This window comes from Agrococcus lahaulensis DSM 17612, assembly GCF_000425105.1.
In the GTDB taxonomy this organism is placed as follows: Bacteria; Actinomycetota; Actinomycetes; order Actinomycetales; family Microbacteriaceae; genus Agrococcus; species Agrococcus lahaulensis.
The window spans coordinates 521,188-546,007 of sequence record NZ_AULD01000006.1 but is presented as its reverse complement, the minus strand read 5'-3'; the positions used below and the strand labels follow the sequence as shown (position 1 = coordinate 546,007).

Here is a 24,820-nt window from a genome sequence, read left to right as displayed (position 1 = left end):
GCCGGCGGACAGTACGCTGGAGCCCATGAGCAAGCTCCTCGTGACCGGCGGCGCCGGCTTCATCGGCTCGAACTTCGTGCACCACGTCATCGCCAACAGCGACCACGACGTCGTCGTGCTCGACAAGCTCACCTACGCGGGTGACCGCGCGACGCTCGAGGGCCTCCCGGAGGACCGCGTGCAGCTCGTCGTGGGCGACATCGCCGACCCCGAGGCCGTCGAGCCGCTCGTCGCCGAGACCGACGCGGTCGTGCACTTCGCGGCCGAGTCGCACAACGACAACTCGCTCTCCGACCCCTCGCCGTTCGTGCACACGAACCTCATCGGCACCTTCACCCTGCTCGAGGCGGCCCGCAAGCACGGCACGCGCTTCCACCACATCTCGACCGACGAGGTCTACGGCGACCTCGAGCTCGACGACCCGGCGAAGTTCACGCCCGAGACGCCCTACAACCCCTCGAGCCCCTACTCGTCGACGAAGGCCGGCTCCGACCTGCTCGTGCGCGCGTGGGTGCGCTCGTTCGGGCTCGAGGCGACGATCTCGAACTGCTCGAACAACTACGGCCCGCGCCAGCACGTCGAGAAGTTCATCCCGCGGCAGATCACCAACGTCATCGACGGCGTGCGGCCGCGCCTCTACGGCGCGGGCGAGAACGTGCGCGACTGGATCCACGCCGACGACCACTCGAGCGCGGTGCTGCGCATCCTTGAGCGGGGCCGCATCGGCGAGACCTACCTCATCGGCGCCGACGGCGAGCGCAGCAACCTCGAGGTCGTGCAGGCGATCCTGCGACTCATGGGTCAGGAGGCGGATGCGTTCGACCACGTGAAGGACCGCGCGGGCCACGACCTGCGGTACGCGATCGACGCGACGAAGCTGCGCGAGGAGCTCGGTTGGGAGCCCGCGTACACCGACTTCGAGGCCGGCCTCGCGGCGACGATCGAGTGGTACCGCGAGCACGAGTCGTGGTGGCGACCGCAGAAGGCCGCCGCCGAGGCGAAGTACGCGGCGGCGGGCCACTGACGATGGCGGACGTGGCGACCGGGAAGCAGCTGCGCGTGCGCGAGACCCCGATCCCGGGGTTCCTCGTCGTCGACCTGCCGGTGCACGGCGACAACCGCGGCTGGTTCAAGGAGAACTGGCAGCGCGAGAAGATGCTCGCCCTGGGCCTGCCCGACTTCTCGCCGGTGCAGAACAACATCTCGTTCAACGCATCCGTCGGCACCACGCGCGGGATCCACGCCGAGCCCTGGGACAAGTACATCTCGGTCGCGACCGGTCGGGTGTTCGGCGCGTGGGTCGACCTGCGCGAGGGGCCGTCGTTCGGCGCGACCTTCACGATCGAGATCGACCCGTCGATCGCGGTGTTCGTGCCGCGCGGCGTCGGGAACTCCTTCCAGGCGCTCGAGGAGGACACCGCCTACACCTACCTCGTCAACGAGCACTGGTCGGCCGACGCGCAGGACGAGTACACGTTCCTCAACCTCGCCGACCCCACCGCGGCGATCGAGTGGCCCATCCCGCTCGAGCGGGCGGAGCTGAGCGACAAGGACCGCGCGCACCCGATGCTCGCCGACGTCGCGCCGATGCAGCCGCTGCGCACCCTCGTGCTCGGCGCGAACGGCCAGCTCGGCCGGGCGCTGCGGCAGCAGTGGGCGGACCGCACGGACGTCGACTACGTCGGCCGCGACACCGTCGATCTCGCCGACCCGCGGACGCTCGACGCCGTCCGCTGGTCGCGGTACGACACCGTCGTGAACGCCGCCGCGCACACCGCCGTCGACGCCGCCGAGACCGTCGAGGGCCGTCGCGACGCGTGGGCGGCGAACGCGAGCGGTCCCGCCCGCCTCGCCGCGCTCGCGGCCGAGCACCGCCTCACGCTCGTGCACGTCTCGAGCGACTACGTCTTCGACGGCACCGCGCCCGAGCACGACGAGGGGGAGCGGCTCGCGCCGCTCGGCGTCTACGGCCAGTCGAAGGCCGCGGGCGACCTCGCGGTGTCGGTCGCCCCGCGCCACTACATCCTCCGTACGTCGTGGGTCGTCGGCGAGGGCAAGAACTTCATCGCCACGATGGCCTCGCTCGCCGAGCGCGGCATCGACCCCTCGGTCGTCGGCGACCAAGTGGGGCGGCTCACGTTCGCCGCCGAGCTCGCCCGTGCGATCGACCACCTGCTCTCGAGCCACGCGCCGTTCGGCACCTACAACGTCTCGAACGGCGGGGAGCCCGCGTCGTGGGCCGACATCGCTGCGCGCGTGTTCGAGCGCACGGGCCATGACGCATCCAGGGTCACCCCGGTCTCGACCGAGGAGTACTACGCCGGCAAGGAGGGCATCGCGCCCCGGCCGCTGCAGAGCACGCTGAGCCTCGCGAGGCTCGAGTCGACCGGCTTCGAGCCGCGCGATCAGCTCGAGATGCTCGAGGAGTACGTGGCGACGCTCGAGTGACGCCCGTGGGACGATGGTGGGCATGACCGACACCGCCTCCCGCACCCTCGAGCACCAGGTGCGCGACCTCGGCCTCGCCGAGGCCGGCCGCCACCAGATCCGCCTCGCCGAGCACGAGATGCCCGGACTCATGGAGCTGCGCCGCCGCTACGCCGACGCCCAGCCGCTCGCCGGCCAGCGCATCGCCGGCAGCCTCCACATGACGGTGCAGACGGCGGTGCTCATCGAGACGCTCGTCGCGCTCGGCGCCGACGTGCGCTGGGCGAGCTGCAACATCTTCTCGACGCAGGACGAGGCCGCGGCGGCCGTCGTCGTCGGCTCCGGCACCGCCGAGGCGCCCGCGGGCGTGCCGGTGTTCGCCTGGAAGGGCGAGACGCTCGAGGAGTACTGGGACTGCGCCAACCGCATCTTCGACTTCGAGGAGGGGCCGACGCTCATCCTCGACGACGGCGGCGACGCCACGATGCTCGTGCATCGGGGTCGGGATGCCGAGCTCGCCGGGGCTGCGCCCGTCACGCCCGAGGGCGCCTCGGACGAGCTGCGCGTCTTCGACGCGCTCATCGGCCGCACGCTCGCGGAGGACCCGCAGCGCTGGACGCGCATCGCCGAGCAGCTGCAGGGCGTCACGGAGGAGACCACGACGGGCGTGCACCGCCTCGAGCAGCTCTTCGCCGAGGGCCGGCTCCTCTTCCCGGCGATCAACGTCAACGACTCGGTGACGAAGTCGAAGTTCGACAACCGCTACGGCATCCGGCACTCGCTGCCCGACGGCCTCAATCGCGCGACCGACGTGCTCATCGGCGGCAAGACCGCGTTCGTGGTGGGCTACGGCGACGTCGGCAAGGGCGCCGCGGAGGCGCTCCGGGGCCAGGGTGCGCGCGTCATCGTGAGCGAGGTCGACCCGATCTGCGCGCTGCAGGCGGCGATGGACGGCTTCCGCGTCGCGCGCGTCGAGGACGCGCTCTCCGAGGCCGACATCTGGATCACGACGACCGGCAACGAGCACGTCATCACGCTCGAGCACCTGCAGGGCATGAAGCACCTCGCGATCGTCGCGAACGTCGGCCACTTCGACAACGAGATCGACATCGCGGCGCTCGAGCGCTCGGGCGCCGAGCGCATCGAGATCAAGCCGCAGGTGCACGAGTGGCGCATGCCGTCGGGCCGCTCGATCCTGGTGCTCTCCGAGGGGCGCCTCATGAACCTCGGCAACGCGACCGGCCACCCGTCGTTCGTGATGTCGAACTCCTTCTCGAACCAGGTGCTCGCGCAGATCGAGCTCGCGACGAAGTCGTACGAGCTCGGCGTGCACCGGTTGCCGAAGGTGCTCGACGAGGAGGTCGCGAGGCTGCACCTCGAGGCGCTCGGCGCGAAGCTCACGACGCTCCGCCCGGAGCAGGCCGCCTACATCGGCGTCCCGGTCGAGGGGCCGTTCAAGCCCGAGCACTACCGCTACTGACGCGGTGGCACGCCGCGCGATGCGCCTCGCTCGGCCCGACCTGGTCGTGCTCGCGGGGCTCCCGGGCGTCGGCAAGAGCGCGGTCGCGCACGCGACGGCCGGGCTGCTGGGCTGCACGCTCGTCTCGGTCGATCCGCTCGAGGCGGCGATGTGGCGAGCGGGCATCTCGCACGACGCGCCCACGGGTCTCGCCGCCTACGTGGTCGCTGAAGCGGTCGCCGAGGGACAGCTGCGCCTCGGCGGTCCGGTCGTCGTCGACGCGGTCAACGACCATCCGGCGGCACGGCAGCAATGGCAGGACCTCGCGACGCGGACGGGCGCGACACTCGCCTTCGTGGAGGTGCGGCTCGCGGACCGCTCGGAGCATCGCCGGCGGCTCGAGGGTCGCGTGCGCGACCTCGATGGATTCCCGGAGCCGAGGTGGTCGGAGGTCGAGTCGCGTCGGGCCGCCTTCGAGTCGTGGACCGAGGACCGTCTGCGCGTCGACGCCTCCGAGCCCGTCGGCCGCGTCGCGCGCCGCATCATCGACGCGCTCACGCCCAGGCAGCCCTAGACCATCGCGTCGCTGAGCACCCGCAGCAGCTCGGCGAGCCGCGCCTGGTCGTCGGCGGGGATCCCGCGCAGCAGCCGGCGCTCGGCGTCGAGCAGGGCGTCGAGGGCGACGTCGACCCGGTCGATGCCCTCGTCGGTGAGCGTCACGAGCCGCACGCGCCGGTCGCTCGCGCTCTCGACGCGCTCGACGAGACCGGATGCGACCAGGTTGTCGATGCGGTTCGTCATCGTGCCGCTCGTCACCATCGTCTGCGCGATGAGGTCCTTCGGGCTCAGCGGGCCGTCGGCGCGGCGGAGCGCCGCGAGCACGTCCCACTCCCAGGGCTCGAGGCCCGCGAGCTGGAACGCCTCTGCGCGGATGCGCGCGAGCTGGCGGGAGATGCGCGTCATGCGGCTCAGCACGTCGAGCGGGGTGACGTCCGCGTCGGGCCGCACGCGCATCCACTGCTCGATGATGCGATCGACGTCATCGCCGCGGAGCTCGGTCATGGCGTCAGTCTCGCACGCCGCTCACCAGGGGTACGGCGGCGCGGCGAGCACCGCGACCATCACCGCGATCGCGATGAGCACGGCGAGCACGAGCGTCGCGCCAGGACGCCGAGCGTGGAGCGGCAGCCCCGCAGGGAGCTCACCGCTGCGCCGGAGGATCGAGAGCGGAGCGAAGGGCACGCCGAGCGCCGCACGGAAGGCGTCGACGTCGGCGGAGGCGAGCCCCTCGGTGCTCGCGCTCGCGAGCACGCGGTTGTCGCGGTCGACGAGCCACCAGCGCTCGTGCGCGCGAGTGATGGGGACGCCGCGCGACGAGACGCCGCCCGCGTGCTGCACGGCGACGCCGGCGATGTCGGCGATCGGGACAGCGCGCGACGCCCGAGTGCCGAAGCGGAACGCCGCGTCGGGGCCGAGCGCATCGAGCGCCCACGCCGAGCGCGCCACGTGGAGCTCGACGAGGACGAAGGCGGCGATCGCGACGAGGCCGAGCAGCGTCCAGCCGATGCCGTAGAGCGCGAGGAGCGTGCACACCGCGATGCCGAGGAAGGTGAGCGCGCGTCCCCCGACGGATGCGTAGCGGCGGCCGACGCGCGCCTCGGCGCGCAGGCGAGGGGCGTGGGTCACTGGACAACGGTGCCATGGATCGCGGTGCGCTCCGCCCTCGCTCGCTGACGCTCGCGACTGGTGGCGTCGCGAACGACCCACCGGGTCGTTCGCTCCGCCACCAGGATTCGAACCTGGACAAACGGCTCCAAAGGCCGCTGTGCTGCCGTTACACCATGGCGGAAGGCAGGATCCAGGGTACTGGCGGCCGATAGCCTGAGCGGACGACCACCGCCAACGATGGGAGAAGCTGTGCCCTCGATCGCCGTCATCGTGCTCGCCGCAGGCGCCGGCACGCGCATGAAGAGCCGCACGCCGAAGCCGCTCCACCCGCTCGCGGGCAAGCCGCTCATCGCGCACGTGCTGCGCACGGCGGGCGAGCTGCACCCCGACCGCATCGTCACGGTCGTCCGCCACGAGCGCGATCGGATGGCCGAGGCGGTGCTCGAGTTCGCGCCGCACGTCGTGATCGCCGACCAGGACGACATCCCCGGCACCGGCCGCGCCGTCGAGCAGGGCCTCGAGGCGCTCGCCGACTTCGACGGCCACGTCGTCGTGCTCTCGGGCGACGTGCCGCTCATCGACGCCGACACGCTCCGCGCGCTCATCGAGCGGCACGAGCGGGAGGGCAACCAGCTGACGCTGCTCTCCGCCCACTTGAGCGACCCGAGCGGCCTCGGGCGCATCGTCCGCGACGAGGCGGGCGCGTTCCTGCGCATCGTCGAGCAGAAGGACGCGAGCGAGGCGGAGCGCGCCATCGACGAGGTCAACGGCGGCATCTACGTCTTCGACGCATCCGCCCTCCGGCAGGCGCTCCGCACGATCGACCGCGCCAACGCGCAGGGCGAGATGTACCTCACCGACGCGGCGGTGCGCATCCAGGCGTCCGGCGGCCGCATCCAGGCGGTGCCCGCGCCCGACGAGTGGGCCATCTGGGGCATCAACGACCGCGTGCAGCTCGCCGCGGCGGCGCACGTGCTCAACGACCGCATCATCCGGCGCTGGCAGCGCGAGGGCGTCACGATCGTCGACCCCGCCTCGACCTGGATCGACGTCGACGTCACGCTCGCCGAGGACGTCACGATCCTCCCCGGCACGCAGCTCCACGGCGCGACCGCGATCGCGGCCGGCGCCACGATCGGCCCCGACTCCACGCTCGTCGACACCGAGGTGGGGGAGGACGCGGTCGTGAAGCGCACCGACGCGACCCTCTCGGTCATCGGTGCACGCGCATCCATCGGCCCCTGGGCCTACCTCCGCCCGAACTCGGTCGTCGGCGAGGACGGCAAGATCGGCACCTTCGTCGAGACGAAGAACACGCAGCTCGGCGCCGGCAGCAAGGTGCCGCACCTGTCGTACATCGGCGACGCGACGATCGGCGAGGGCTCCAACGTCGGCGCCGGCACGATCACCGCGAACTACGACGGGGTCGAGAAGCACCGCACGACGATCGGCTCGCACGTGCGCACCGGGAGCGACAACGTCTTCGTGGCCCCCGTCACGATCGGCGACGGCGCCTACACTGGAGCAGGCACGATCGTCCGGAAGGACGTCGAGCCGGGTGCGCTGGCGATCTCGGTCGCACCGCAGCGCACCATGTCGGGCTGGGTCGAGGCGAACCGGCCGGGCTCGAAGGCAGCCGACGCGGCAGCAGCGGCGGGCACGCAATCACCGAACGCCTAGGAGGCACCCGAGTGGGATCGATCGTCGCGAAGAACCGCAAGCACCTCGTGCTCGCGACCGGCAGGTCGCACCCCGAGCTCGCGCGGGCGGTGGCTGCGGAGATCGGCACCGACCTCATGGAGGTCGACAGCCGCACCTTCGCGAACGGCGAGATCTACGCCCGCTACACGGGCTCGGTCCGCGGCTCCGACGCGTTCATCCTGCAGTCGTACGGCCGCCCGGTGAACGAGTGGCTCATGGAGCAGCTCATCATGGTGGATGCGCTCAAGCGCGCGAGCGCGAAGCGCATCACCGTGGTCATGCCGTACTACCCCTACTCCCGGCAGGACAAGAAGGGCCGCGGCCGCGAGCCGATCTCCGCGCGCCTCATCGCCGACCTCTTCAAGACCGCCGGCGCGGATCGCATCATGTCGATCGACATCCACGCCTCGCAGATCCAGGGCTTCTTCGACGGCCCCTTCGACCACCTGTTCGCGATGCCGGTGCTGCTCAAGCACTTCCGCGACACGATCGCGCCCGACAACCTCACGGTCGTCTCGCCCGACATGGGCCGCGTGCGCGTCGCCGACGTGTGGAGCGACAAGCTCGGCGCGCCGCTCGCGATCATCCACAAGCGCCGCGACCCGCTCGTGCCCAACCAGGTCTCCGTGCACGAGATCGTCGGCACGGTCGAGGGCCGCACGTGCCTGCTCGTCGACGACATGATCGACACCGGCCGCACGATCGTGAAGGCGGCGGAGGCCCTCAAGGCCAACGGGGCGACGAACGTCGTCGTCGCCGCGACGCACGCGATCTTCTCCGAGCCGGCCCCGAGCATCCTGAACTCCGACTTCATCGACGAGGTCGTCGTCACCGACACGCTGCCGCTGCGCGACGACCAGCGATTCGACAAGCTGCGGGTGCTGTCGGTCGCGCCGCTGCTCGCGCGGGCGATCACCGAGGTCTTCGAGGACGGCTCGGTCACGAGCCTCTTCGACGGCGCCGCCTGACGCCGCACCGCCGCGACGATCCCACGGAGGAGCGCATGCCCATCCCGCCTCAGCTGGCCAAGCTGCTCAAGGAGGCACCCGGCCTGGTCAAGGCATACGGGCCCGAGCTGATCAGGTGGGTGCGTGAGCACCCCGAGCTCGTCCGAGACATCGTCGAGCAGGTGCGGCCCCGACCGCGGCCCCACCCCACGTCCGAGGCGGATGACATGAGCGATGCGAGCCATGACGTGCCGCCGGCCGTCAGCCCCGCGGCGCGCGACATCGGAGAGACGATCGCGACCCTGCGTTCGCAGGTCGAATACCTGCTCGATAGCGCCGACGACACCGCCGAGCGGGAGCGTGCGATCGGCTGGCAGGGCAAGATCGAGCGACTCGAGCGCGCGCACGCTCTCATCGCCCCGGGCGGGTCGAGCGCCGAGCGCGAGCGGCTCGCGAATCAAGTGGAGCGGCTGCGCGCCTCGGTCGTCGCGGCGTTCCTCATCGAACGCATCGAGGACGAGGGTGGGCCGTCGCCGAGCGATGCCGATCGCTGAGTCGGTCTCGATCGCGCTCGACTGCGCCTACTTCGACTCCGACCGCTGCCGCTCGTGCACGCTGCTGCCGACGCCCTACGAGCGGCAGCTCGCCGACAAGCAGGCGGCGATCGAGGCGGCGCTCCCGGCGATGGCGTGGGATGCGCCGCACGCCAGTGCCGTCGGCGGGTTCCGGAACAAGGCCAAGATGGCCGTCGCCGGCACCGTCGACGCGCCCACGATCGGCATCCTCGCGGCCGACGGCTCCGGCATCGACCTGCAGGCGTGCCCGCTGCACGAGGCGCGGATCGTCGCCGCGATGCCCGTGCTCGAGCGGCTCGTGCGCGAGGCGCGGCTGACGCCCTACGACGTGCCGAGCCGGCGCGGCGAGCTCAAGCTGCTCATCGTCACCGCGTCGCCCGACGGCGAGCTCGCCGTGCGCCTCGTGCTGCGCTCGACGGAGTCGCTCCCGCGCATCCGGAAGCACCTCGGCGTGCTCGACGCGCTGCCGATCGCCTCGCTCTCGGCCAACCTGCAGCCAGAGCACAAGGCGGTGCTCGAGGGCGAGGAGGAGCTGCTGCTCGCGGGAGACGGCGTGCTCGTCATGCGCGTCAACGGCATCGGGCTGCGGCTGCGGCCGCGCAGCTTCTTCCAGACGAACACCGCGGTCGCCGCGGGCCTCTACCGGCAGGCGACCGCGTGGCTCGACGAAGCGGATCCCGCGAGCCTGCTCGACCTCTACTGCGGCGTGGGCGGCTTCGCGCTCCACGCCGCGCGCCCCGGCCGCCGCGTCGAGGGCGTCGAGGTCACCGCCGAGGCGATCGACGCGGCTCACGAGAGCGCCGCGGAGCTCGACGCGGATGCGTCGTTCTCGGTCGGCGACGCGACCGCGGTCGACCTCGAGGGCGCGAGCGCGCCCGAGCTGGTCGTCGTGAACCCGCCACGCAGGGGCATCGGCGACCTCGCCGCCCGACTCGACGCATCCGCCGTCGACCGCGTGCTCTACTCGAGCTGCAACCCCGCCTCGCTCGCGCGCGATCTCGCGGCGATGCCCGGCTTCCGGCCCGTGCGGGGCCGCGTGTTCGACATGTTCCCGCACACGGGGCACGCCGAGGTGCTCGTCGAGCTCGAGCGCCGCTGACCTCCGCGACCGCGCGCGCTCCTCGCCCTCGATTGGCCATGCGCGGGCTTTGCTGACATGGTGGAAGCACTGGCCACGGGCCAGCACCGGCGCTCGAACGCCATGACCGGGTCGCATGCTCCGCATCGCTGATCCGAACGCGGCGCCGGTGGCGCTCCGCGGGAGACGCTCGCGGGATCGAGCCGGGCTCGACGAGAGCCGTGCGCGCGGCATGCCCTTCGGCGTGCCCTCGTCGCGGCCTCGAAGCGCTGGACGAGAGGAACCGGATGCCGCCTTCGCAGGAGATCGCCCAGCTGGGGATCGTCGTCGTCATCGTGCTGCTGGTCGTCTTCTACGGCGGCACGATGCTCATGACCCTCGGGATCGGCCGGAAGCGCGAGAACGCCGACGGCTACATGACCGCGGGCAACCGGATCGGCTTCGGCATCTCCGCCGCCTCGATGACGGCCACCTGGATCTGGGCCTCGTCGATGTACGCGTCGGTGACGGCGGGCTACACCTACGGCGTCTCCGGCCCCATCCACTACGGCCTGTGGGGCGCGCTCATGATCCTGTTCATCTACCCGTTCGGCAAGCGCATCCGCGCCGTCGCGCCGCGCGCGCACACGCTCGCCGAGGTCATGTACGCGCGCCACGGCCGCTCGTCGCAGCTCATGCTCGCCGGCTCGAACGTGCTCGGCTCGCTCATCTCGCTCACCTCGAACTTCATCGCCGGCGGCGCCCTCATCGCGATGCTCTCGCCGCTGAGCTTCGGCACCGGCATCCTCATCGTCGCCGGAGGGGTGCTGCTCTACACGCTGTGGTCGGGATTCCGCGCCTCAGTGCTCACCGACTTCGCGCAGGTGCTCTGCATGCTCGGCGCCGCGGTCGTCGTCATCCCCGTCATCTTCTTCGCCGCCGGCGGTCCGGGGATGTTCGAGGCCGGCGTCGCCGCGGGCTCCGTGACCCCGCAGCAGCAGGACTTCCTCTCGTCGGAGGCGTTCCTCAACCAGGGCGCTCCCTACATCGCCGCGGTGCTCGCCTACGCCATCGGCAACCAGACGATCGCCCAGCGCCTCTTCGCGGTGCGCGAGGACCTCATCAAGCCGACCTTCGTCACCGCGACCGTCGGCTACGGCGCGACCGTCATCGGCGTCGGGATGCTCGGCGTGATGGCGCTCTACCTCGGCATCACCCCGCTCGACGGCGACGTCAACAACCTGCTCCCGCAGATGGCGGCGACCTACCTGCCGTGGGCGCTGCTCGCGCTCGCCTTCCTGATGATCATCGGCGCGCTCTCCTCGACCGCCGACTCCGACCTCTCCGCGCTCTCGTCGATCGTGATGGCCGACGTCTACGGGCAGTCGGTGGGCAAGGACAAGGCGAACCCGAGGACCATGCTGCTGATCGGCCGCATCACGATGATCGTCGCCACCGGCGCCGCGCTCTTCTTCGCGACGAGTCAGTTCAACATCCTCGACCTGCTCGTCTTCGTCGGCGCGCTGTGGGGCTGCCTCGTCTTCCCGGTCATCGCGTCCTTCTACTGGAAGAAGGTCACGAACCTCGCCTTCACGGTCTCGGTCGTCGCGGCGCTCGTCGTGTTCCTGCCGGTGCGCTTCGAGTGGGTGTCGCTCACCGGCGTCCTCGCGCTGCCGATCGAGGTGCTCGCGACGGTGGGCATCGGCGTGGTGCTCGGCATCATGGCGTTCGGCTTCTTCGGCCTGCGGGTCGGGGTGGGGGTCGGGATCGCCGCGACCCTCGCGGCCGCGCCCTTCACGCTCTTCTTCCTCCGCGACTACACCGTCCTCTCCGCGTCCCTCGTCGCCTACGCGGTGTCGTTCCTCGTGTGCTGGGGGCTGTCGGTGCGGTCGAAGCAGCGCTTCGACTTCGCCACGATCCGCCGACTCACGGGCGACTTCGACACGGCAGAGACCCCGGTCGCCGAGGCGCCGGCGGAGGACGACTCGAGCCGCCGACCCAGCGACGGCACCCCCGCCCACGCCCGCGACTGATCGGAGCACCGCATGACCATCGCACTGACCGCATACGTCCTCGTCTGGCCCGTGATCGTCGGGGGCGTCCTCGCCGTCATCTCGCGCGGCTTCTTCCGCGAGCTGCGCGCCGCCAAGGAGGAGGGCCGCCCGATCATCTGACCCGCCCGCTGTGCACGGGACGAGTGCGGCACCGGCCGTTCACCGGGCGGCGCTACGGTCGCGTCGTGAGCACCCTCGAGCGGCGCATCGGCGTCCCCGGCGCGATCGCGATCGGGCTGGGCTCGATGATCGGCGCGGGGCTCTTCTTCGTCTGGGTGCCCGCCTCGCAGCTCGCGGGGGAGTGGCTCTGGCTCGCGCTGCTGCTCGCGGGCGCCGTCGCGACGCTCAACGCGATGTCGACGGCGCAGCTCGCCATGCGGCATCCCGTCTCCGGCGGCGCCTACGCCTACGGGCGCGCCGAGGTCTCGCCCGCGGTCGGCTTCGCCGCCGGCTGGATGTTCCTCACCGGCAAGACCGCCTCGGCGGGGGCCATCGCGCTCATCGCCGCCCGGCACGCGTGGCCCGAGCAGGCCCCGTGGCTCGCGGCCGCGCTCATCGCCGTCCTCGCGCTCGTCAACATGGCCGGCATCCGCTCGACCGTGCGGGTCACGACCGCGATCGTCGCGATGGTGCTCGCGCTCGTGGTCGCCGCGCTCGCGTGGTCCGCGCTCGGGCTGCCGACCGCATCCGCCGCCGGCGTCGAGTCCCTCGCACCCGTCGCCGCCAACCGCGTCGAGGGCGCGCCCGAGGGGCCGCTCGGCGTGCTCACCGCCGCGGGCGTGCTCTTCTTCGCCTTCGCGGGCTACGCGCGCATGGCGACGCTCGGCGAGGAGGTGCGCGACCCCGAGCGCACCCTGCCGCGCGCGATCGGCGCGGGCCTCGCGATCGTGCTCGTGCTCTACGGGCTCGTCGCGTGGGCGACGACGGCGAGGCTCGCGGATGCGCTGCCCACCTCGGCCGCGCCGGTGGCCGATCTCGTCGGGGCGGGCTGGCTGCACGTGGCACTGCTCGGCGCGGCGGCGCTCGCGAGCGTCGGGAGCCTGACCGGGATCCTCGCCGGGCTCTCGCGCACGGGCCTCGCGATGGCGCGCGAGCGCGACCTGCCCGGCCCGCTGTCGTTCGTGTCGCCGCGCTCGAGGGCGCCGGTCGTCGCCGAGGCGGTGACCGCAGCGGCGGCGATCGCGGGCGTGCTGCTGCTGCCGGTCGCGCAGCTCGTCGCTTTCTCGTCGACGTGCGTGCTCACCTACTACGCGGTCGCGCACGTGAGCGCGATGTGCGGTGCTCGACGGACGACGGATGCGTCGACGCCGCGGGCGCGCTGGTGGCTGCCGCGCTGGGTGCCGGTCGCGGGCCTCGCGCTGTGCGCGCTGCTCGTCGTCACCCTGCCGTGGCCGGGCGTCGTCGCGGCCGCCGCGTGGCTCGCGCTCGGCCTCGCCGCCCGCGCCGCGCTCGGCCGCCGCCGCTGACCCGCCGCCACTGCAGCGGAGTTCCGGAACTCCGCTGTTCCCCGCCCGCCGGGCGCAGAGTGCCGGAACTCTGCGCTTCCGAGGTCGCGAGCGCGCAGAGTGCCGGAACTCTGCGGCTCGGATGCGCGTCGACGCGGAGCGCCGGAACCGTCTGCTCAGTCAGGCCGTGCGGCTGTGGAGCGTGGCGGCGAGGTCGCGCAACCAGCGGTCCGGGCTCGGCACGAAGTCGCGATTCGTCGCCCGGACGACATGCAGGCCGATGCGCTCGAAGTCGCGGTACTTCTGGACGTCGCGCTCCCACTGCTCCTTCGAGCGGTGCCCCTTGCCCTCGTACTCCTCGACGACGCGAGCGTCCCGATGCATCAGGTCGGCCCTGCCGAGGAGCCGGCCGGTCTCGGGATCGTGGACGCTCGCCTGCACCTCGGGCTCGGGCATCCCCGCGTCGACGATGAAGAGCCGCATGTCGCTCTCGCGGGGCGACTCGACGCCGAGCCGAATGCGCGGCAGCGCCGCACGCAGGCGGGCGGCGCCCGGCCGACCCGTCCACCGACCGACGGTCGCGCGCAGCTCGTCGAGGGTCGCGAGCGGGCCGGGCGCCCGGCGATCCGGGTAGTGCTCCGCGTCAGAGACGATCGCATCGCCGAGCACGACGAGCTCGTGCTCGGTGCACGTCGCCGCGAGCAGCGCCCAGGCGAGCGGCGGTGCGACGACCCGCACGCCTTCGATCTCCCATGCGTCGAGCGTGGCGTCCGAGACGCGGCGCACCCGGACGCCGGGCCGATCGGGCGTGCCTCGGCCTTTCGGGGCGACGACGTCGACGCCGAGCGAGCCCCGCAGGCGCCAGGGCACCGGCAGCCCGAGCACGGCGAGCGCCACGACACCTCCGATCCTCTGCCACGGCTGCAGCAGCGGGGCGAAGGCGGCGGCTCGCTCGAGCAGCGACTCCGGCTGCGCGATCGAGCGCACCCCGAAGTGCGGCACCGCGAGCCGCGCGCTCCGGAGCCGCGCGGGCGTCATGCCCGCGCGCACCGCGTCCGCCACGAGGAAGCCACGCGCGTCGAGGCCGGGCGGCAAGGATCGATCCACGCGCGGATCGTGCCAGCGTCCTGCCTGCTGCCGCCGCCGCTCTCCACAGCCGTCGTCGCGGCGCGCGCGTCCGCCGCGCAGAGTGTCGGCACTCTGCGCTTCAGAGCCTTCGAAAGGGCAGAGTTCCGGCACTCTGCGGCAGGCGCGTCAGTGCGTGTCGACCGCCGCGATCTCCGAGCGGTCGCCCGACCACTGCGTGTGGAAGGTGCCCTCGCGGTCGACGCGGCGATACGTGTGCGCGCCGAAGAAGTCGCGCTGCCCCTGCACGAGCGCGGCGGGGAGCCGCTCGGCGCGCAGGCCGTCGTAGTAGGCGAGGCTCGACGAGAACGCGGGGGAGGGGATGCCGGCCTGCGCCGCCGCGACGACGACGCGCCGCCACGCCTCCTGGGTGCGGGCGATCGCATCGCGGAAGTAGGGCGCGACGATGAGCGCCGGCAGGGCCGGGTCGGCCGCGTACGCGTCGGTGATGTCGTTGAGGAAGCGCGCGCGGATGATGCAGCCGGCGCGCCAGATGCGGGCGACCTCGCCCTTCTGGATGTCCCAGCCGTACTGCTCGGCCGCCGCGACGATCTCGTCGAAGCCCTGCGAGTAGGCGACGATCTTCGACGCGAACAGGGCCTGGCGCACGTCCTCGACGAACGCATCCGCGTCGTCCACGTGCCACGAGCCCGAGGGCCCCGGCAGGTCGCGCGCCGCCGCCCGCTGGTCGAGGCGCGACGAGAGCGAGCGAGCGAAGACCGCCTCGGCGATGCCCGAGACCGGCACGCCGAGGTCGAGCGCCGTCTGCACCGTCCAGGCGCCCGTGCCCTTCGCGCCCGCCGCGTCGAGGATGACGTCGACGAGCGGCTGCCCGGTCGCGGCGTCGACCTGGCGCAGCACCTCCGCGGTGATCTCGATGAGGTACGACTCGAGCTCGCCCCGGTTCCACTCGTCGAAGACGTCGGCGATCTCGGCGGGGCTCTTGCCCGTGCCGCGGCGGATGAGGTCGTAGGCCTCGGCGATGAGCTGCATGTCGGCGTACTCGATGCCGTTGTGCACCATCTTCACGAAGTGGCCGGCGCCGTCGGCGCCGATGTGCGTCACGCACGGCTCGCCGTCGGCGACCGCCGCGATCGAGCGCAGGATCGGTCCGAGCGTCTCGTACGACTCGACCGTGCCGCCGGGCATGAGCGAGGGCCCGTTGAGCGCGCCCTCCTCGCCGCCCGAGATGCCGCAGCCGACGAAGTGGATGCCCGTCTCGCGCACCGCGGCCTCGCGCCGGATGGTGTCGGTGAAGAGCGCGTTGCCGCCGTCGACGATGATGTCGCCGGGCTCGAACACGCGCACGAGCTCGTCGATGACCGCGTCGGTCGCCCGGCCCGCCTTCACCATCACGATCGCGGTGCGCGGCCGCTGGAGCGAGGCGGCGAGCTCCTCCATCGTGGCCGCCTTCACGAAGCCCGCCTCGGGGTGCGCGGCGATGAGGTCGTCGGTCTTCGAGGTCGTGCGGTTGTAGACCGCGACCGTGTTGCCCTCGCGCGACGCGAGGTTGCGGGCGAGGTTCGAGCCCATCACGGCGAGGCCGACGACGGCGATGTTGGCGGTGGTCACAGCGGGTCCTCCTGGAGGCTCGGGGTACCGCCAGGCTACCGAGGGGCGGATGCGCGGGGCACGCGAGTCGCGACGGCCGAGCGGGCGGGCCACCCGATCGCTCCGGGGCCGCTCCCAGCGTGCGGGGCTACCGTGCCGCGCATGCAGATCGGGTACAAGCTCTTCGCCGAGGACGTCGCCCCGAAGGAGCTCATCCGCCGCGCGGTCGAGGCGGAGCGGGCCGGCTTCGACTTCGTCGAGATCAGCGACCACTTCCACCCGTGGCTCCCGGAGCACGAGCACTCGTCATTCGCGTGGGCGATCCTCTCGGCGATCGCCGCGAAGACCGAGACCCTGCGGCTCGCGACGGGCGTCACGTGCCCGTCGATCCGCTACCACCCGGCGATCGTCGCGCAGGCGGCGGCGACGCTGCAGATCATCTCGGACGGCCGCTTCACGCTCGGCATCGGCGCCGGCGAGCGGCTGAGCGAGCGCATCGTCGGCGAGGGCTGGCCCGAGGTGGGCGACCGCCACCGGCGGCTGCGGGAGGCGCTCGAGATCATCCGGATGCTGTGGTCGGGCGGCGTGCACTCCTACCGCGGGGAGTTCCTGCGGCTCTCCGACGCGAGGGTCTACGACCTACCGGAGACCCTGCCCGAGATCGTCGTCGCGGCGGGCGGACCGCAAGCGGCCGAGCTCGCGGCCGAGCTCGGCGACGGCATCTTCTCGACCGATCCGGATGCGTCGCTCGTCGAGGCGTGGACGGCCGCGGGCGGCGACGGGCCCCGCTACGCCGAGGCGCCGACCGCGTTCGCGCCCGACCCCCGCGCGGGCGCGGAGTCGGCGCATCGCGCCTTCCGCTTCGGCGCCCTCGGCTGGAAGGTGCTCGCCGAGCTGCCCGATCCCGCCGCGTTCGACGAGGCGACCGCCGCGATCGACGTCGATGCGATGGAGCAGGCCTTCGCATGCGGGCCCGACGTCGAGCGGCACCTCGAGGTGATCGAGCCCTACCGCGAGGCGGGCTTCGACCACATCGCCCTCATGGACGGCGGGCCCGACCCCGACGCCTTCTTCGCGTTCTTCGCCGACGAGCTCGGTCCGCGCCTGCGGGCGTGATCGGCGAGCGCGACGGCGCGGCTCAGCGCTCCTCGATCACCCGGCGCGTGACCGACATGTCGCGGTCGCCGTACCCGCGCTCGACGATCTCGTCGAAGAAGGCGCGGAGCGCCGGCAGCAGCGCCGGGTTCGTGCCGGTCGCCTCGGCGACGTCGGCGGCGAAGCCGAGGTCCTTGACGAGGTAGCGCGCGATGCCGGAGGGGGAGTCGTCGCCGCGCACGAGCCGCTCGCGGCGGCTCTCGAGCAGGTTGGAGCCGGCGTAGCCGCCGCCGAGGAGCGACCAGAGCGCGTCGAGGTCGAGGCCGGAGCGCTCGGCGAGCACGGTCGCCTCGCCGAGCGCGCTGATCGTCGCTGCGACGACGAGCTGGTTGCACGCCTTCGCGACCTCGCCGGCGCCGAGCGGACCGAGGTGCACAGCGCGTCCGCACGGCTCGAGCATTGCTGCGGCGCGCGCGGCGTCGGCCGGCTCGCCGCCGAGCATGATCGAGAGGGAGCCGGCCTCGGCGCCGTCGACGCCGCCCGAGACGGGCGAGTCCACGACGCGGACCCTGCCGTCGGTCGCCTCCGCGAGCCGCGCCGCGAGCGCGCGCACGCCCGTCGGCGACGAGGTCGAGCCGACGAGCACGAGCAGCTCCCGCTCGCCGCCGAGCCCCGCGAGCAGCCCGTCGGCGCCCTCGAGCGCCGCCTCGAGCTCGGGTAGGTCGGGCAGCATCGACAGCACGGTCGCGGCGCGCTCCGCCATCTCGCGCGGCGTCGCGGCCCACGCGGCACCGGCCTCGACGAGCGCGGGCCGCGCCGATCGGCTCGAGACGACGGTGGGGCGGCCGGCCGCGAGCAGCCGGCGCGCCACGGGCTCGCCCATCGCGCCGGCGCCGATGACGCCGAGGGTCTCGTCGCGCGTTGCGAGAGTCGTTGCCGTGTCCATGCGTCGAGGCTACGGCCGCGTCGCAGCGCCGACCAGCATGGCGAACGCTGTTCAGTCCTGTGGCATGGCCGTAGGGTGGCGGCGACGACTCGACCGCGAAGGAGCGGAAGCCATGCCCCAGCCCGACGCCCCGACCGAGCGCGACCCGGCACCCGCGGTCTCGCGCGCCCTGCGCATCCTCTCCGCCCTCGCCGACGCGGAGGGCGCGCCGATGACGCTCAGCGACATCGCTCGCGCGCTCGGGCTCGCGAAGTCGTCGACGGCTAACCTGTGCGCAGCGCTCGAGGACGGCGGCATGCTCGAGCGGGAGGCCGGCGGCTACCGGCTCGGGCGGCGCACGGCCGAGCTCGGCGGCGCGTTCGCGCAGCAGTTCAATCAGGTGCGCGAGTTCTACCGCGTCGTGGCCGCCTCGCCCGTGCTCCACCGCGAGGTCGTGCAGATCGCGATGCTCGACGGCATCGACGCGCTCTACCTCGCCCGCCACGAGGGCCGCTCGCCCTACCGGCTCGGCACGCCGCTCGGCTCGAAGCTGCCCGCGGCGCTCAGCGCGACCGGCGTGGCGCTCCTCGCCGAGCTCGACGACGACGCGGTGCGCGCGCTGCTCGCGCCGACGGAGCCGTTCCCGCGACTGACACCCGGCAGCATCACGACGGTCGACGAGCTGCTGCCGCAGCTCGTCGAGGTGCGCGAGCGCGGCTACGCGGTCGATCGCGGCGGCTCCTTCGGCGGCATCACGGGCGTCGCCGTCGCGCTCGAGCCGTGGGCGCCGGCCGACCCGCCGCTCGCGATGGGAGCCGCCCTCCCGGCCGAGCTCGCCGACGAGCAGCGCATCGCCGAGGTGGGCGAGGGGCTGCTCGCGGCCGTCGCGGTGCTGACGAACCCGCTGCGCGGTCCCCGCTCCTGACGGATCCTCGCCGCTGTTCAGAGTATTGAACGGCGTCCACTCCGCTGGTACAGTCGGCGGCAGCAACGACGCGTTTGCACGACTGTCGAAGGAGATGGACCGTGTCCGACACCACCGCGCAGCAGCCGGCGCACACCGACGACCCCGAGTACGCGGCGAACCTCCGCCGGGCGACGCTCGCCTCGAGCGTCGGCAGCGCGCTCGAGTACTTCGACTTCGCGCTCTACGGCCTCTTCTCGGCGCTCATCTTCGGCCAGCTGTTCTTCTCGAACCTGCCGCCGGAGTTCGCGGTCGTCGCCTCGCTCGCCTCCTTCGGCGTCGGCTTCCTGGCCCGCCCGCTCGGCGGCCTCTTCTTCGGCACGCTCGGCGACCGGCTCGGGCGCAAGTGGGTGCTCGTCGTCACGATCGGGCTCATGGGCGGCGCGACGACGCTCATCGGCGCGCTCCCGACGTACGACCAGATCGGCATCTGGGCGCCCATCCTGCTGACCGTCCTGCGGCTCGCGCAGGGCTTCGGCGCCGGCGCCGAGCAAGCTGGCGCGACCGTGCTCATGGCCGAGTACGCGCCCGTCAAGCGGCGCGGCTTCTTCGCCGCGCTGCCGTTCATCGGCATCCAGCTCGGCACGCTGCTCGCCGGCCTCGTGTTCTCGCTCATGTCGCTGCTGCCCGACGAGGTCTTCTTCGGCTGGGCCTGGCGCATCCCGTTCCTCGCCTCGTTCCTGCTCATCCTCGTCGCGCTCTTCATCCGCCTGCGGCTGCGCGAGACGCCGACGTTCGTCGAGCTCGAGAAGCACGACCAGATCGCCGAGCGACCCATCCGCGAGATCTTCACGAAGGGCCTCGCCGGGGTCACCGTCGGCGTGGGGCTGCGGATGGCCGAGAACGGCGGCTCCTACATGTTCCAGACGCTCGCGCTCGCGTTCGTCGCCGGCAACTTCCTCGCGAGCCCAGTCGACCGCGGCGTCGCGGCATGGGGCGTCACGATCGGCGCGCTCATCGCGATCTTCGTGCTCCCGCTCACCGGTCACCTCTCCGACCGCTTCGGTCGCCGCATCATCTACCGCGCGGGCGCGGTCTTCATGCTCGTCTACGCGTTCCCGGCCTGGTGGCTGCTGTCGCTCGGCGACCCGGTGACCGTCGTGGTCGTCATCGCGCTCGGCGTCGGCATCGCCGTCAACACCATGCTCGGCCCGCAGTGCGCGATGCTGCCCGAGCTGTTCGGCAACCGCCACCGCTACCTCGGCGTCGCGATGGCGCGCGAGATCTCGGCGGTGCTCGCGGGTGGACTCGCCGGCGTGCTCGGCGCCTACCTGCTCGCGGTCTCCGACGGCGACTGGCTGCTGCCGGGCATCTACATGGCGACGCTCGCCCTCATCACGACCGCCTCGACGTTCCTCGTGCCCGAGACGCGCGCCCGCGACCTGCTGCGGCTCGACGACGCCGTGCGGGTCTCGAGCGACGAGTCGCGCAGCGACGCCGAGATCGAGGCCGACCTCCAGCGCGCCTGATGCGCATCGCGAGGGTCGCCGTCGGCGCCGCCGCGCTCCACGCGCGGGCCGACGGCGACGCGGCCGAGGTCGACGCCTGGGTGCCGATCGAGGACCCCTACGCCGCGCTCGCGGAGGGCCGGCGCCCGGCCGACACGGGCGAGCCCATCCCCGCCGGCGAGGCGCGGCTGCTGCCGCCGGCCGCGCCGACGGTGCTCGTCGGCATCGCGCAGAACCGCGGCGCGAGCGACCGGCCGCTGCCGGTGCAGGCGTGGCTCAAGAGCCCGCGCTCCGTCGTCGCGCACGGCGAGCCCGTCCGGGTGCGGCGCGACGCGGGCCGGCTCGTCGTCGAGGCGGAGATCGCCGTCGTGGTCGGCCGGGACACGGGCGATCCGACCGCGCCGCTGCTCCATGCGGCGAACGCGCACGAGTTCGTGCTGGGCGTGACCGCCGTCGACGACATCTCCTACCCCGACCGCGCCGCGCTCGACGAGCGGAACTTCGAGTCGAAGGGCGGCGACGGATCGACCCCGCTCGGTCCCTGGATCGACACCGGGGCGTCGCTCGACGAGCTCCCGCTCGCGCTCGAGCTCGACGGCGAGCGCGTGCGCGACTCGAGCGCGAGCGCGATGCCCGTGCCGGTGCGCGAGTCGCTCGCCTACGTCGCGCGCTGGGTGCGGCTCGGCCCCGGCGACGTCGTGATGGCCGGCGCACCGCTCTCGAACCACGAGGCGAGGCCCGGCCAGACCGCGACGGTCGTCGTGGGCGGCATGCGGCTCGAGACGCCCCTGCGCTGACCGCGCACCATCACTAGCCTGAACCGAGGAGGAGTCGCCATGCCCGAGCACACCCTGAAGGTCGCCGTCGCGGTCAGCCTCGACGACGCATCCGCCGATCGCATCCGCGAGCTCGAGCCCCGCGTCGAGCTGCTGCGCGACCCCGAGCTCACCCGGCCGTGGCGCTGGCAGGGCGACTGGGAGGGCGACCCCGACTGGGAGCGCACTCCCGAGCAGCAGTCGCGGTTCGAGGCGATGCTCGACGAGGCGGATGCCCTCTTCGGCATCCCGGACGTCTCGCCGGCCGCCCTCGCCCGCACCGTGCGCGCGAACGAGCGGCTCCGCTGGGTCCACACGACGGCCGCGGGCGGCGGCGGGCAGGTGCGCGCCGCCCAGCTCACCGAGGCGGAGCTCGAGCGCGTCGTCGTCACGACGAGCGCCGGCATGCACGCCTCGACGCTCGCCGAGTGGGCGCTCTTCGGCGTGCTCGCGGGCGCGAAGGGGCTGCGGCGGCTCGAGGCCGACCAGGCCTCGCGCACGTGGGGCGACGGCCGGCGCCTCATGCGCCACGTGAGCGAGATGACCGTGCTCGTCGTCGGCCTCGGCGGCATCGGCAAGGTCGTCGCGGAGCGCTTCGCGGCGCTCGGCGCGACCGTGTGGGGCACGACGCGCTCCGGCGAGCCCGTCCCGCACGTCGACCGGCTCGTGCCGATCGACGAGCTCGCCGAGGCGGCGGCCCACGCCGACGCGATCGTCTCGACGCTGCCGGGCACCGAGCGCACGACCGGTCTCCTCGGCGCCGACGTCTTCGGCGCGCTCCGGGACGACACGGTCTTCGTCAACGTCGGCCGCGGCACGGTCGTCGACGAGGACGCGCTGCTCGACGCCCTCGACGCGGGCCGCGTCGGCTTCGCGGCCCTCGACGTCACCGCGGTCGAGCCGCTGCCCGCCGAGTCGCGGCTGTGGGAGCACCCGAGCGTGCTGCTGAGCCCCCACACCGCGGCGCTCTCGGTGCAGGAGCCGCGCCGGATCGCCGAGCTCTTCGCGCGCAACGCGACGCGGCTGCTCGACGGCGAGCCGCTCGAGAACGTCATGAGCACGAAGGAGTTCTACTGATGGACGCGCCCCGCGGCACCGCGCTGTTCGACCTCTCGGCCCGCACGGCGCTCGTGACCGGATCGAGCCAGGGCATCGGCCGGGCGCTCGCGCAGGGCCTCGCCGAGGCGGGAGCGACGGTCGTCGTGCACGGCCGCGACGCGGCGAAGGCCGAGCGCGCCGCCGCCGAGATCGCCGAGTCGACGGGTCGCGAGACGCACGTCGCGCTCTTCGACGTGACGGATGCGTCGGCGGTCGACGCGGGGATCGCCGACGTCGAGGCTCGGGTCGGCACCCCCGACATCCTCGTGAACAACGCCGGCATCCAGCGCCGCAACCCCATCGCCGACTTCACCGACGAGGACTGGCACGACCTCGTCGCGACGAACCTCACGAGCGCGTTCCTGCTCTCGCGCCGCGTCGCGCGCGGAATGATCGCGCGCGGCTCCGGCCGCATCGTCTCGATCGGCAGCGTGCAGTCGCAGCTCGCGCGCCCGTCGATCGCGCCGTACAGCGCGACGAAGGGCGCGATCGTGATGCTGACGAAGGGGCTGTGCGCCGACCTCGCGCCGCACGGCATCAGCGTCAACGCCCTCGCCCCGGGCTACTTCGCGACCGAGCTCACGCAGCCGCTCGTCGACGACCCCGCGTTTTCGGCGTGGGTCGCCGGCCGCACGCCCGCTGGCCGCTGGGGCCGCGTCGAGGACCTCGTCGGCACGCTCGTGTTCCTCTCGAGCGACGCGAGCGCCTTCGTGAACGGGCAGACGATCTTCGTCGACGGCGGCATGACCGCCGTCGTGTGAGAGGGAGGACGCGGATGCGCGACGACCGGATGCCCGAGAACCTCGGCCTCGTGGCCCACGCGAAGGAGGACGTGCGCGTCGAGGCGCTGCCCGAGCCGGTGCCGGCGGCCGGCGAGGCGGTCGTCGAGATCGCGTACGGCGGCATCTGCGGCTCCGACCTCCACTACTGGCTGCACGGCGCCGCCGGGCAGTCGATCCTGCGCGAGCCGATGCTGCTCGGTCACGAGATCGTCGGCACGGTGCTCGAGGCGGCCGCCGACGGCACCGGGCCCGCCGCCGGCACGCGCGTCGCCGTGCACCCCGCGACGCCGATCGACGACGGCTCCGCGACTTTCCCGGCCGATCGGCCGAACCTCAGCCCCGCCGGCACCTACCTCGGGTCGGCCGCGCGCGTGCCCCACACGGCGGGCGCCTTCGCGCGCCGCGTGGCGCTGCCCGCCCGCATGCTGCGGCCGCTCCCGGCGGGGCTCGACCTCCGGCTCGCGTCGCTCGCGGAGCCCGCGGCCGTCGCGTGGCACGGCGTCGGCCAGGCGGGGGACGTCGCGGGCACGCGCGTGCTCGTGATCGGCGCCGGCCCGATCGGCGCGCTCGCGATCGCGGTCGCGCGCCACCACGGCGCGGCCGAGGTCATCGCGACCGACCTGCACGAGCACCCACGAGCGCTCGCGGAGCGGCTCGGCGCCCGCGCGATGGACGCGCGCGACGTCGACGGGATCGCCGGCCTCCACGCCGACGTCGTCATCGAGTCGTCCGGCACCGTGCCGGGGCTCGCCGCCGCGATCAGCGGCGCCCGCCGCGGCGGCACCGTCGTCATGCTCGGCCTCCAGCGGGCAGGCGACGTCGCGGTGCCGATGGCGAGCGCCATCACGCGCGAGCTCACGCTCGTCGGCTCCTTCCGCTTCAACGACGAGATCGACGACGTGCTCGAGGCGCTCGCCGACGGCTCGCTCGACGCGGCGCCCGTCATCAGCCACGAGCTGCCGATCGAGCGCGGCCTCGACGCCCTCGAGCTCGCCCGCGACGCATCCGTATCCTCGAAGGTGCTGCTGACGTTCGGTGAGCACGAGGGAGTGGATGCATGAGCGAGACGCGATACCCGTCCATGATCATCATGGGCGTGCAGGGCTCCGGCAAGACGACGATCGGGCGGGCGCTCGCCGACCGGCTCAACATCCAGTTCATCGACGGCGACGACCTGCACCCCGCGGCCAACAAGCAGAAGATGGCGAGCGGCACGCCGCTCACCGACGAGGACCGCGTGCCGTGGCTCAAGGCGATCGGCGACGCGATCGCGACCGGCCGCGCCGAGGGGCGCATCACGATCGTCGCGTGCTCGGCCCTCAAGCGGTGGTACCGCGAGCTGCTGCGCGCGAGCGACTCGCAGCTCGTCTTCGTGCACCTCGTGGGCGACAAGGGTCTGCTCGCCGACCGCATCGCCCACCGCGACCACGAGTACATGCCCTCGACGCTGCTCGACAGCCAGATCGAGACGCTCGAGCCGCTCGCCGAGTGGGAGCACGGCATCGCGATCTCGATCGACCAGACCCCCGCGGCGATCGTCGACGAGGTCACGCGCATCCTCATGGGCCGAGCGGCCGGACGCACGGTCGAGCCGGGCCCCGAGACCACCATCACCGGCACGATCCACCTGCCCGGGCGCTGAACCAGCGCCTGCCCCGCACCCGCGCACCGCGCCGCACGCGAA

Annotated in this window: 24 protein-coding genes and 1 tRNA gene; 19 read left to right on the top strand and 6 right to left on the bottom strand. The window is 73.0% G+C overall.

What is annotated here, in order from left to right; genetic code table 11:
- Positions 1-25 precede the first annotated feature (25 nt).
- The 4 genes from rfbB to H508_RS16720 are packed head-to-tail and all read left to right on the top strand — an operon-like array spanning position 26 to position 4,460.
- On the top strand, positions 26-1,024 hold the full coding sequence (gene rfbB / locus H508_RS0107430) for a dTDP-glucose 4,6-dehydratase (RefSeq protein ID WP_026373587.1): 999 nt from the start codon (positions 26-28) through the stop codon (positions 1,022-1,024).
- Between the two features lie 2 nt (positions 1,025-1,026).
- Positions 1,027-2,448, top strand: coding sequence for a sugar nucleotide-binding protein (locus H508_RS0107425; protein ID WP_035254245.1), 1,422 nt, complete (start codon positions 1,027-1,029; stop codon positions 2,446-2,448).
- 13 nt (positions 2,449-2,461) lie between these two features.
- Positions 2,462-3,907, top strand: coding sequence for an adenosylhomocysteinase (ahcY, locus tag H508_RS0107420; RefSeq protein WP_425393454.1), 1,446 nt, complete (start codon positions 2,462-2,464; stop codon positions 3,905-3,907).
- 4 nt (positions 3,908-3,911) lie between these two features.
- Positions 3,912-4,460, top strand: coding sequence for a P-loop nucleotide/nucleoside kinase family protein (locus H508_RS16720; protein ID WP_245569475.1), 549 nt, complete (start codon positions 3,912-3,914; stop codon positions 4,458-4,460).
- Here H508_RS16720 and H508_RS0107410 read toward each other — a convergent pair.
- From H508_RS0107410 to H508_RS0107400, 3 genes are all read right to left on the bottom strand, one after another.
- A complete protein-coding gene (locus tag H508_RS0107410; protein WP_026373583.1) occupies positions 4,457-4,948 on the bottom strand; it encodes a MarR family winged helix-turn-helix transcriptional regulator in 492 nt (163 codons plus the stop codon). The genes H508_RS16720 and H508_RS0107410 overlap by 4 nt on opposite strands.
- 21 nt (positions 4,949-4,969) lie before the next feature.
- Positions 4,970-5,572: a hypothetical protein gene (locus tag H508_RS0107405; RefSeq protein ID WP_026373582.1), complete on the bottom strand. Its 603-nt coding sequence runs from the start codon at positions 5,570-5,572 to the stop codon at positions 4,970-4,972.
- A 92-nt stretch (positions 5,573-5,664) separates the two neighbouring features.
- Positions 5,665-5,735: transfer RNA gene (locus H508_RS0107400), tRNA-Gln, on the bottom strand.
- Between the two features lie 68 nt (positions 5,736-5,803).
- Between H508_RS0107400 and glmU the strand changes: the two genes are divergently transcribed.
- The 7 genes from glmU to H508_RS0107365 all read left to right on the top strand — a co-directional run bounded on the left by glmU (position 5,804) and on the right by H508_RS0107365 (position 13,354).
- The gene (glmU, locus tag H508_RS0107395; RefSeq protein WP_281168369.1) at positions 5,804-7,234 is read left to right on the top strand and encodes a bifunctional UDP-N-acetylglucosamine diphosphorylase/glucosamine-1-phosphate N-acetyltransferase GlmU; all 1,431 of its coding nucleotides are present in this window, start codon (positions 5,804-5,806) and stop codon (positions 7,232-7,234) included.
- An 11-nt stretch (positions 7,235-7,245) separates the two neighbouring features.
- Positions 7,246-8,223 carry a ribose-phosphate diphosphokinase gene (locus tag H508_RS0107390; protein ID WP_026373580.1) on the top strand — a complete coding sequence of 326 codons (978 nt, stop codon included), beginning with the start codon at positions 7,246-7,248 and terminating at the stop codon, positions 8,221-8,223.
- 35 nt (positions 8,224-8,258) lie between these two features.
- Positions 8,259-8,756 carry a hypothetical protein gene (locus H508_RS0107385; RefSeq protein ID WP_026373579.1) on the top strand — a complete coding sequence of 166 codons (498 nt, stop codon included), beginning with the start codon at positions 8,259-8,261 and terminating at the stop codon, positions 8,754-8,756.
- Complete coding sequence (locus H508_RS0107380; RefSeq protein WP_026373578.1) at positions 8,743-9,876, top strand: methyltransferase domain-containing protein; 1,134 nt, start codon at positions 8,743-8,745, stop codon at positions 9,874-9,876. The genes H508_RS0107385 and H508_RS0107380 overlap by 14 nt, the downstream gene beginning before the upstream one ends.
- Positions 9,877-10,142: 266 nt before the next feature.
- Complete coding sequence (locus H508_RS15180; RefSeq protein ID WP_051222945.1) at positions 10,143-11,867, top strand: sodium:solute symporter family protein; 1,725 nt, start codon at positions 10,143-10,145, stop codon at positions 11,865-11,867.
- Positions 11,868-11,879: 12 nt separating this feature from the next.
- Entirely contained in the window at positions 11,880-12,008 is a 129-nt protein-coding gene (locus H508_RS17665; protein WP_026373577.1) for a putative transporter small subunit, read from the top strand.
- A 65-nt stretch (positions 12,009-12,073) separates the two neighbouring features.
- Entirely contained in the window at positions 12,074-13,354 is a 1,281-nt protein-coding gene (locus tag H508_RS0107365) for an APC family permease (RefSeq protein WP_026373576.1), read from the top strand.
- Between the two features lie 159 nt (positions 13,355-13,513).
- On the opposite strand, the gene H508_RS0107360 is transcribed toward H508_RS0107365, so the two are convergent.
- Entirely contained in the window at positions 13,514-14,440 is a 927-nt protein-coding gene (locus H508_RS0107360) for a PDDEXK family nuclease (protein WP_026373575.1), read from the bottom strand.
- 147 nt (positions 14,441-14,587) lie between these two features.
- Positions 14,588-16,030 carry an NADP-dependent phosphogluconate dehydrogenase gene (gndA, locus tag H508_RS0107355; RefSeq protein ID WP_026373574.1) on the bottom strand — a complete coding sequence of 481 codons (1,443 nt, stop codon included), beginning with the start codon at positions 16,028-16,030 and terminating at the stop codon, positions 14,588-14,590.
- A 141-nt stretch (positions 16,031-16,171) separates the two neighbouring features.
- On the opposite strand from gndA, the gene H508_RS0107350 reads away from it, so the two are divergent.
- Positions 16,172-17,125 carry a TIGR03557 family F420-dependent LLM class oxidoreductase gene (locus H508_RS0107350; RefSeq protein ID WP_026373573.1) on the top strand — a complete coding sequence of 318 codons (954 nt, stop codon included), beginning with the start codon at positions 16,172-16,174 and terminating at the stop codon, positions 17,123-17,125.
- A 22-nt stretch (positions 17,126-17,147) separates the two neighbouring features.
- On the opposite strand, the gene H508_RS0107345 is transcribed toward H508_RS0107350, so the two are convergent.
- Positions 17,148-18,050: an NAD(P)-dependent oxidoreductase gene (locus H508_RS0107345; protein WP_026373572.1), complete on the bottom strand. Its 903-nt coding sequence runs from the start codon at positions 18,048-18,050 to the stop codon at positions 17,148-17,150.
- Positions 18,051-18,162: 112 nt separating this feature from the next.
- On the opposite strand from H508_RS0107345, the gene H508_RS15175 reads away from it, so the two are divergent.
- From H508_RS15175 to H508_RS15165, 7 genes are all read left to right on the top strand, one after another.
- Positions 18,163-18,954 carry an IclR family transcriptional regulator gene (locus H508_RS15175; RefSeq protein WP_035254243.1) on the top strand — a complete coding sequence of 264 codons (792 nt, stop codon included), beginning with the start codon at positions 18,163-18,165 and terminating at the stop codon, positions 18,952-18,954.
- Positions 18,955-19,055: 101 nt separating this feature from the next.
- Entirely contained in the window at positions 19,056-20,462 is a 1,407-nt protein-coding gene (locus H508_RS15170) for an MFS transporter (RefSeq protein ID WP_051222943.1), read from the top strand.
- Positions 20,462-21,238: a fumarylacetoacetate hydrolase family protein gene (locus tag H508_RS0107330; protein WP_035254240.1), complete on the top strand. Its 777-nt coding sequence runs from the start codon at positions 20,462-20,464 to the stop codon at positions 21,236-21,238. Before H508_RS15170 ends, H508_RS0107330 begins: the two co-directional genes overlap by 1 nt.
- A 39-nt stretch (positions 21,239-21,277) precedes the next feature.
- On the top strand, positions 21,278-22,333 hold the full coding sequence (locus tag H508_RS0107325) for a D-2-hydroxyacid dehydrogenase (RefSeq protein WP_026373570.1): 1,056 nt from the start codon (positions 21,278-21,280) through the stop codon (positions 22,331-22,333).
- A complete protein-coding gene (locus H508_RS0107320) occupies positions 22,333-23,115 on the top strand; it encodes an SDR family oxidoreductase (protein WP_026373569.1) in 783 nt (260 codons plus the stop codon). Before H508_RS0107325 ends, H508_RS0107320 begins: the two co-directional genes overlap by 1 nt.
- Before the next feature lie 14 nt (positions 23,116-23,129).
- Entirely contained in the window at positions 23,130-24,197 is a 1,068-nt protein-coding gene (locus tag H508_RS0107315) for an L-idonate 5-dehydrogenase (RefSeq protein ID WP_026373568.1), read from the top strand.
- Positions 24,194-24,778: a gluconokinase gene (locus tag H508_RS15165; protein WP_051222941.1), complete on the top strand. Its 585-nt coding sequence runs from the start codon at positions 24,194-24,196 to the stop codon at positions 24,776-24,778. The genes H508_RS0107315 and H508_RS15165 overlap by 4 nt, the downstream gene beginning before the upstream one ends.
- Positions 24,779-24,820: the final 42 nt, after the last annotated feature.

Coding starts and splice junctions, on each gene's coding strand:
- rfbB (WP_026373587.1), top strand. CDS start 26: ATGAGCAAGCTCCTCGTGACCGGCGGCGCCGGCTTCATCGGCTCGAAC.
- H508_RS0107425 (WP_035254245.1), top strand. CDS start 1,027: ATGGCGGACGTGGCGACCGGGAAGCAGCTGCGCGTGCGCGAGACCCCG.
- ahcY (WP_425393454.1), top strand. CDS start 2,462: ATGGTGGGCATGACCGACACCGCCTCCCGCACCCTCGAGCACCAGGTG.
- H508_RS0107410 (WP_026373583.1), bottom strand. CDS start 4,948: ATGACCGAGCTCCGCGGCGATGACGTCGATCGCATCATCGAGCAGTGG.
- H508_RS0107385 (WP_026373579.1), top strand. CDS start 8,259: ATGCCCATCCCGCCTCAGCTGGCCAAGCTGCTCAAGGAGGCACCCGGC.
- H508_RS0107380 (WP_026373578.1), top strand. CDS start 8,743: ATGCCGATCGCTGAGTCGGTCTCGATCGCGCTCGACTGCGCCTACTTC.
- H508_RS15180 (WP_051222945.1), top strand. CDS start 10,143: ATGCCGCCTTCGCAGGAGATCGCCCAGCTGGGGATCGTCGTCGTCATC.
- H508_RS17665 (WP_026373577.1), top strand. CDS start 11,880: ATGACCATCGCACTGACCGCATACGTCCTCGTCTGGCCCGTGATCGTC.
- H508_RS0107350 (WP_026373573.1), top strand. CDS start 16,172: ATGCAGATCGGGTACAAGCTCTTCGCCGAGGACGTCGCCCCGAAGGAG.
- H508_RS0107345 (WP_026373572.1), bottom strand. CDS start 18,050: ATGGACACGGCAACGACTCTCGCAACGCGCGACGAGACCCTCGGCGTC.
- H508_RS15175 (WP_035254243.1), top strand. CDS start 18,163: ATGCCCCAGCCCGACGCCCCGACCGAGCGCGACCCGGCACCCGCGGTC.
- H508_RS0107330 (WP_035254240.1), top strand. CDS start 20,462: ATGCGCATCGCGAGGGTCGCCGTCGGCGCCGCCGCGCTCCACGCGCGG.
- H508_RS0107325 (WP_026373570.1), top strand. CDS start 21,278: ATGCCCGAGCACACCCTGAAGGTCGCCGTCGCGGTCAGCCTCGACGAC.
- H508_RS0107320 (WP_026373569.1), top strand. CDS start 22,333: ATGGACGCGCCCCGCGGCACCGCGCTGTTCGACCTCTCGGCCCGCACG.
- H508_RS0107315 (WP_026373568.1), top strand. CDS start 23,130: ATGCGCGACGACCGGATGCCCGAGAACCTCGGCCTCGTGGCCCACGCG.
- H508_RS15165 (WP_051222941.1), top strand. CDS start 24,194: ATGAGCGAGACGCGATACCCGTCCATGATCATCATGGGCGTGCAGGGC.